Origin of the sequence: Streptomyces sp. LS1784 (genome assembly GCF_020103755.1) — a bacterium.
In the GTDB taxonomy this organism is placed as follows: domain Bacteria; phylum Actinomycetota; class Actinomycetes; order Streptomycetales; family Streptomycetaceae; genus Kitasatospora.
In genome coordinates, this window is the sequence record NZ_JAHSQD010000884.1 from 1 (window position 1) to 2,290 (window position 2,290).

The 2,290-nt window shown below is 75.2% G+C and carries 3 protein-coding genes; 1 reads left to right on the forward strand and 2 read right to left on the reverse strand.

Annotation, left to right across the window (positions count from 1 at the left end):
- Together KS423_RS43785 and KS423_RS43790 are read right to left on the reverse strand one after the other, a co-directional pair.
- Positions 1–672, reverse strand: a 672-nt coding sequence (locus KS423_RS43785; RefSeq protein ID WP_224285264.1) for an MFS transporter, incomplete at its 3' end; no start/stop codon positions are given.
- 324 nt (positions 673–996) lie between these two features.
- Positions 997–1,560: a sigma-70 family RNA polymerase sigma factor gene (locus tag KS423_RS43790; RefSeq protein WP_224285265.1), complete on the reverse strand. Its 564-nt coding sequence runs from the start codon at positions 1,558–1,560 to the stop codon at positions 997–999.
- Positions 1,561–1,615: 55 nt separating this feature from the next.
- Here KS423_RS43790 and KS423_RS43795 point away from each other — a divergent pair, with 55 nt between their 5' ends.
- Positions 1,616–1,882, forward strand: coding sequence for a zf-HC2 domain-containing protein (locus KS423_RS43795; protein ID WP_224285266.1), 267 nt, complete (start codon positions 1,616–1,618; stop codon positions 1,880–1,882).
- The last annotated feature ends 408 nt before the right edge of the window (positions 1,883–2,290 follow it).

The following is a 2,290-nucleotide window of genomic DNA, read 5'->3' on the forward strand; positions in this document are numbered from 1 at the left end:
CACGGCGGCGCCGATCAGCGCGGCGTCGCCGAGCGAGGCCCGGTCGGGCGGTCGCAGCCCGCCCCGGCGCGGGGCGTGGCGCCGCACGATCAGGACGGCGGCCAGACAGACCGGCAGCTTGACGAGGAAGATCGCCCGCCAGCCCAGGTGGTCCAGCAGCAGACCACCGACCACCGGCCCGGTGACGGCGCCGAGCGGACCGAGCGTCGCGGGTACGCTCATCGCCCGGCCGCGCAGCTCGGGCCGGACGGAGGTGGCGGCGAGTACCGGCATCAGGACGAAGAGCACCGCCCCGAAGGCGCCCTGGAACAGCCGGGCCGCGATCAGCCAGCCGGCCCACGGGGCACAGGCGGCCAGCACGCTGCACAGGGCGAAGCACCCGACCGCGAGCAGCAGGGCCGAGCGGGTGCCGACCTGGTCCAGCCATCGTCCGGCGGGCAACAGCAGGGCGACGAGCGGGAGTTGGTAGCCGAGGACGGCCCACTGGGCGACTCCGGGGGAGACGTGCAGTCCGGCCGAGATGTCGGTGAGCGCGAGGTTGACCACGTTCATGTCGAGCATCGCGACGAACGACAGGAGGCCGGCGGCTATGACCAGGCTCCAGCGGTCGACCGGTTGCTGAGCCTGACTCCCCGTCAGGAATGGAGCGTTCGGGGTCCGTTGTGCTGCCATGAAGTCCCTCCGTCTCCCGTACTGCCGGACCGGACGCCGCCTCGGCGGCGGGGTCCGGTACAGCAGTCGGGGGCGAGGGGGTTCTGGTTCCGAACACCTGGGGGATTTCTTCCCGGTGCTGTGCTGTGCTGTGCTGTGCCGTGCTGTGCTGTGCGGGGCCGGGGTCGGGGCCGGGGCTGGATGCGGTGGCGCACACGGCGAACGGTTGTCGGCCGGCAGCCGTCAGCCGACAACTTTCAACGAACAGATGACAGATTTCGAAATCTGTCATCTGTTCGCCGTCATCTGTCCGCCGTCAGCCGTCCGCCGCCGCCCGTCCGCCACTCAGCAGGCGGTCGCGAGTTCCCCGGTCTCCGCGGCGCGCAGGCGTGCCACCAGTTCCTCCCGAGCCCGGGCGACCCGGGAGCGGACGGTTCCGACAGGGCAGCCGGCGACCTCGGCGGCCTCGGCGTAGCTCAGGCCGACCACCTGTGTCAGCACGAAGGCCTCCCGCCGCTGGGCGGGCACCCGGTCGAGCAGGTCGCCGAGCGCGACGCCGTCCTCGAACCCGGCCGGAGCTGCGCCGCCCTGCCGCTCTGCCGCCTCCTGCCAGTCCGGCAGTGCCGCGCAGCGCGGCCGGGCGGCGGCCATCCGGTACCGGTCGATCACCGTGCGCCGGGCGATCGACAGCAGCCAGGTGCGGGCCGAGGAGCGCCCGGCGAACGCGGGCAGGCCGCGCAGCGCGCGCAGGAAGGTCTCCTGCGCGAGGTCATCGGCGGACTGCACGTCGGTCAGGTGGGCGACGAAGCGCCAGACGTCCCGCTGGGTCGCCCGGACGAAGGCCTCGACGTCGGCCGCCCGCCCCGAGCGGGCGGTCAGGGCCAGTGCGGTGAGCTGTTCGTCATCCACGGCGGCCCCCCACCCGGCAGCTCCCGGCGGTATGGCCGTGCGGGACGATGGGCATATGAGATGCGCGCAGTTCCGTATCGCTCTGTCCGCCCGGCTCGACGGCGAACCGAGCCGTCTGCCGGAGGTCCGGCTGGACAAGCACGTCGCGCGCTGTGCCGGCTGCCGGGAGTGGCTGGCCCGGGCCGAACGGCTGTGCGGTCGGGTGGGGGCGGGCGCCGCCGACGGGCCCTCGCCCGAGTGGTCGGCCCGGCTGCTGGCCCGGCTGGGCGAGGACCGGCCGGGAAGCCGTGCCCCGGACGGTTCGCGGGCCGTCGAACGGTAGGAGCGGCCGGCGCGCCCGGAGGAGCGGGAACGGTGGGACGGTGGCGCCGGCCGGAGCCGGTGCGCCGTCGAAGTCAGGCATGGGAAGGTCCCGAGGGGAAGGCGGGGAACGGCGCCGCGCAGCGCGGCACCGTGGGCGTCCATGGGTAGCCGCGCGGCACGCCGGACCCCTGGGGAGGTGCGGCGGCGGACGCGGGCCCGCACCCTGACGGCACGACGGCGCAAGGTGCGGCCGTACGGCAGGGCGACCTGCCCGTCGCGAGCGTTCCGGCGGCCGGAGGCAGCCGGGGTGGGATGAGAGTGCGGCGGGCGCGTCAGCAGGCGAGGGCGAACGCCGGCGGCCCGCGCCGGACCACGGCATGCGTCAGCAGTGCCGACCGGGGCGGCCGGGCCCGGTCGGCGGCCGGGC